We start from the raw sequence: 4,863 nt of genomic DNA, 5'->3' as shown, positions 1-4,863 counted from the left end.
TTCGCGGCCAGGGCGCGCCAGCGCGCGGGAAACCCCGCGGAGCACACCGAGCGCGCCTGCCGCGCGCTGTGCGGCTGCTCCGCCGACGCCGCGGCAGCGGTGACCGACGCCGCCCTGGAGGGGCTCGCCCCCCGGGGGGAGCTGCCCGCCTACGAGGCGTGGCGGCTCCGCATCCAGGGATCCTTTTTCCAGGAGGGGTGCGCATGAGGGAGCACGTGACGGGGGCGGTGCGCCGGAACGGGACGCGGCTCGTGGCGCTGGCCGTGGTGGCGGCGCTGTACGGGATGAGCCGGCTCCCCACCCTTCCCGCGGAGGAGCGGGCGGATCTCGCCGGGCGCTTCCACTTCGCCGGGGAGAGGATCCCGGAGGCGGGGGCGGGCGCCCACCGCTCGCTCCGCCCGGTGCACCCGAGCCTGCGGGGCATCTCGGCCTGGGTCTCCTCGGTGGGCGCGTCGGTGGCGCTCCACGACCTGGACGGCGACGGGCTCCCGAACGACCTGTGCACCGTAGACCCGCGCACCGACGCGGTGACCGTCGCGCCGGTCCCCGGGACGCCCGCGCGCTATGCGCCGTTCACGCTCGATCCGGCGCCGCTGCCGTTCTCGCGGGCCACCATGGCGCCCATGGGGTGCCTCCCGGCGGACCTGAACGAGGACGGCGCCGCCGACCTGGTGGTCTACTACTGGGGGCGGAGCCCGGTGGCGTTCCTGCGCCGCGGGGGCGAGGCGGGCGGCCGGCTCCGCCCGGAGGCGTACGCGCCGGTGGAGGTCGCCCCCGGCGGGGAGCGGTGGTTCACCAACGCCGCCCTCTTCGCCGACGTGGACGGCGACGGGTGCGCGGACCTGGTCGTCGGGAACTACTTCGCGGACGGCGCCCGCGTCCTGGACGCGGAGGCGCCGGGGTCGGAGCGCCTGCAGCACTCCATGTCGCGCGCGCTGAACGGCGGGCGCAACCGCGTCCTGCTCTGGGCGGGCGCGAGCGCCGGGGCGGAGCCCTCGGTGCGCTTCCGGGAGGCGCCGGGCGCGCTGGACGACGCGATGGCGACCGGCTGGACGCTGGCCATGGGCGCCGCGGACCTGGACGGCGACCTCCTCCCGGAGCTGTACTTCGCCAACGACTTCGGGCCCGACCGGCTGCTCCACAACCGCTCGCTCCCCGGCCGGCCCCGCTTCGCCGCCCTGCACGGCGAGAAGACGCTCACCACCCCGAACTCCAAGGTGCTCGGACGCGACTCCTTCAAGGGGATGGGCGTCGACTTCGGCGACCTGAACGGCGACGGCCTCCTCGACCTGTACGTGAGCAACATCGCCGCGGAGTGGGCGCTGCAGGAGAGCCACTTCGTGTGGGTGAGCACCGGCGAGACCCGGCGGATGCGCGAGGGGACCGCCCCGTACGTGGACCGCAGCGAGCCGCTGGGGCTGTCGCGCAGCGACTGGGGATGGGACGCGCGCCTGGCCGACTTCGACAACGACGGGACGCTGGAGGCGGTCCAGGCCACCGGCTTCCTGCGGGGGACGACCAACCGCTGGCCGGAGCTGCACGAGGTGGCCATGGGGAACGACCAGCTCCTCTCCGGCCCCGGGAAGTGGCACCGCTTCGGGCCGGGGACGGAGCTGAGCGGCCATGCGCCCAACCCGTTCTTCGTGCGCGCCGCCGACGGCCGCTACCACGACCTCGCCGCCGAGGTGGGGCTGGGCGGCGCGCAGGTCTCGCGGGGGCTCGCCCTCGCGGACGTGGACGGCGACGGCCGCCTGGACCTCGCGGTCGCCAACCAGTGGGAGCCGTCGCGCTTCTACCGCAACCTGGCTCCGCGCCCCGGCGCCTTCCTGGGGCTGCACCTGCTCCTCCCGCTCCCGGGCGGGCCCGCGGGGACAGAGGTGCGCCGCGGCCACCCGGGGCCGGAGCCGTACGGGCGCCCGGCCATCGGCGCGCAGGCCACGGTGCACCTCCCCGACGGGCGGCGGCAGGCGGCCCATGTGGACGGGGGGAGCGGGCACTCGGGGAAGCGCAGCCCGGAGCTGCACTTCGGGCTGGGCGAGCTCCCGGAGGGCACCCGCCTCCGCGTGGAGGTGCGCTGGAGGGGGACGGACGGGCGGACGCGGGAGGAGACGCTGGAGCTCGCGCCGGGGTGGCACACGGTGCTCCTCGGCGCCCATGCCACGGGAGGCGCAGATGCGTGAGAGCGAGGGCAGGGGACCCGACCGGCTGGGCGGGCTGCGGCGCTTCGCCCTCGCCATCACCGCGCTCAACGTCCTGGGCCACACGGTCCTGGGCTTCGAGCCCTCGTGGGCGCACCCCCTGGCGGCGCTCGCCGCCGCGTACGCGACGGAGTGGCTGCTGGAGCTGACCGACGCGCGGCTGAACGGGCGGGCGCCGCGCTACCGCGGCGGGTGGAGGACGAAGGTGGACTTCCTCCTCTCGGCCCACATCACCGGGCTGGCGGTCTCCATGCTCCTGTACGCCAACGAGCGGCTCATGCCCGTCGCCTTCGCGGCGGCGGCGGCCATCGCCTCCAAGGCGGTCTTCCGCCTCCCGGCGGAGCGGGGTGGGCGGCACTTCTTCAACCCGTCCAACCTGGGGATCACCCTCACGCTGCTGTGCTTCCCCTGGATCGGGATCACCCCGCCGTACCACTTCACGGAGGGGCTGGACCGCGTGGGGGACTGGGCCCTCCCGGCGCTGGTCGTCTGCACGGGGACGCTGCTGAACGCGAAGTTCACGCGCCGGCTCCCGCTCATCGGGGCGTGGCTCGCGGGCTTCGCGGCACAGGCGGTGGTGCGGCACCTGGTGCTGGACGCGTCGCTGGTCGGGGCGCTTTTCCCGGTGACGGGCGTGGCCTTCATCCTCTTCACCTTCTACATGATCACCGACCCGGGGACCACCCCGAGCGGAACGGCGGCGCAGGTGGCGTTCGGTGCGTCGGTCGCCGCGGTGTACGGGCTGCTGATGGCCGCGCACGTGGTCTTCGGGATCTTCTTCGCCCTCACCGCGGTGTGCGCCGTCCGCGGGGTGCACGCGCATGCCCTGGCCTGGGCGGCGCGCCGGCGGCCGGAGGGGGTCCCCGTCCACGTCCCGGTGGCGGTCGCGGTGGGCGTCATCCCGCTCCCCCGGCCCGCGCCCGCCCTCCTGCGGGAGAGGGAGCCGTGAGCGCCGGGATCGCCATCGTCGGGATGGCGTGCCGGTACCCGGACGCGCGCTCCCCGCGGGAGCTCTGGGAGAACGTGCTTGCCGCGCGGGGCGCCTTCCGCCCGATCCCCCCGGAGCGGCTGCGCCTGGCCGACTACGGGGGGACCCCGGACGGGACGTACGTGGCGGAGGCCGCGGTGCTGGAGGGGTGGGAGTTCGACCGGGTCCGCTTCCGGGTGGCGGGCGAGACGTTCCGCGCCGCGGACCCGGCGCACTGGCTGGCGCTGGAGGTGGCGGCCGACGCCCTCGCGGACGCGGGGTTCCCGGGCGGGGAGGGGCTCCCGCGCGAGGCCGCCGGCGTGCTGCTCGGGAACACCCTCACCGGGGAGTTCTCGCGGGCGGGGCTCATGCGCCTGCGCTGGCCGTACGTCCGGCGGGTCGCGGACGCGGTGCTGGTGGAGGCCGGGTGGGAGGTGGGGGCCCGGGGCCGGCTCCTGGGCGCCATGGAGGCCGCCTACAAGGCCCCGTTCCCGGAGCCGGGCGGGGAGACGCTGGCCGGCGGGCTCTCCAACACCATCGCGGGGCGCGTCTGCAACCACTTCGACCTGCACGGCGGGGGGTACACGGTGGACGGCGCCTGCGCCTCCTCGCTCCTGGCCGTGGCGAACGCCTGCTCCGCGCTGGCGGCGGGCGACCTGGACGTGGCGCTGGTCGGCGGGGTGGACCTGAGCCTCGACCCCTTCGAGCTGGTGGGGTTCGCGCGGGCGGGCGCCCTCGCGGCAGGGGAGATGCGCGTCTTCGACCGGCGCCCCGGGGGCTTCCTCCCGGGGGAGGGGTGCGGGATGGCGGTGCTCATGCGCCTCCCGGACGCGGTGGCGCTGCGGCGCGCGCCGTACGCGGTCGTCCGCGGGTGGGGCGTGTCGTCCGACGGGAGCGGGGGCCTCACCCGCCCGGAGGCGGAGGGCCAGCTCCTGGCGCTTCGCCGCGCCTACGCCCGGAGCGGCTTCGGACCCGAGACGGTCGCCTACTTCGAGGGGCACGGGACGGGGACGGAGGTGGGCGACGCCACGGAGCTGCGCGCCCTCGGAGACGCCCGGCGGGCGGGGGGCGCCGCCCGGCCGGCCGTGGTCGGCTCGGTCAAGGCGCTCATCGGCCACACCAAGGCGGCCGCGGGGATCGCCGGGATGATCAAGGCGGCGATGGCGCTGCACGCGCAGGTGGTCCCGCCCACGGCGGGGTGCCGCGATCCCCACCGCGAGCTGTGCGGGGCCGCGCGCCAGCTCGCCGCCGACCCGAAGGGCGGCCCCTGGCCGGACGACCTCCCCCTCCGCGCGGGGGTGAGCAGCTTCGGATTCGGGGGGATCAACACCCACGTGGCGCTGGAGGGGGTCTCCGAGGAGCGGCGGCGGGGGGTTCCGCCGGACGTCGCGGCGCTCCTCCGCTCCCACCAGGACACGGAGCTCTTCCTCCTCGACGCGGACGACGCGCAGGGGCTCGTCCGCCGCGTGGAGCGCCTGCGCGAGCGGGGCGTCCTCCTGTCGCGGGCAGAGCTCGGCGACGCCGCCGCGGCGCTCCACCGGGAGCTGGCCGGGGGGCGGGTCCGCGCGGCGGTGGTCGCGTCCACGGCCGGGGAGCTGGTCCGCCGGCTGGACCTCCTGCTGGAGCGGCTGCGCGCCGGGGAGGAGCGGGGGGTGGACGCGCGCGGCGGCGTCTTCATCGGCTCGGGCGGCACGGCGC

4 protein-coding genes are annotated in these 4,863 nt (G+C 76.7%); all 4 read left to right on the top strand.

Going from position 1 to position 4,863, the window contains the following annotated elements; translation table 11 throughout:
- The coding region (locus VGR37_23060; protein HEV2150298.1) for a DUF1702 family protein at positions 1-207 on the top strand (207 nt) is incomplete at its 5' end.
- Entirely contained in the window at positions 204-2,180 is a 1,977-nt protein-coding gene (locus tag VGR37_23055) for a CRTAC1 family protein (GenBank protein HEV2150297.1), read from the top strand. The genes VGR37_23060 and VGR37_23055, both read left to right, overlap by 4 nt.
- The gene (locus VGR37_23050; protein HEV2150296.1) at positions 2,173-3,147 is read left to right on the top strand and encodes a hypothetical protein; all 975 of its coding nucleotides are present in this window, start codon (positions 2,173-2,175) and stop codon (positions 3,145-3,147) included. Before VGR37_23055 ends, VGR37_23050 begins: the two co-directional genes overlap by 8 nt.
- Positions 3,144-4,863, top strand: a 1,720-nt coding sequence (locus VGR37_23045; protein HEV2150295.1) for a polyketide synthase, incomplete at its 3' end; no start/stop codon positions are given. The genes VGR37_23050 and VGR37_23045, both read left to right, overlap by 4 nt.

It is taken from the genome of Longimicrobiaceae bacterium, from assembly GCA_035936415.1.
Classification (GTDB): Bacteria; Gemmatimonadota; Gemmatimonadetes; order Longimicrobiales; family Longimicrobiaceae; genus JAFAYN01.
The sequence above is the reverse complement of the archived record's forward strand: the minus strand, read 5'-3'. Positions and strand labels throughout refer to the sequence as shown.

What these genes read in the sequence shown, in the direction of transcription:
- VGR37_23055 (HEV2150297.1), top strand. Translation starts at nt 204, where the DNA reads ATGAGGGAGCACGTGACGGGGGCGGTGCGCCGGAACGGGACGCGGCTC.
- VGR37_23050 (HEV2150296.1), top strand. Translation starts at nt 2,173, where the DNA reads ATGCGTGAGAGCGAGGGCAGGGGACCCGACCGGCTGGGCGGGCTGCGG.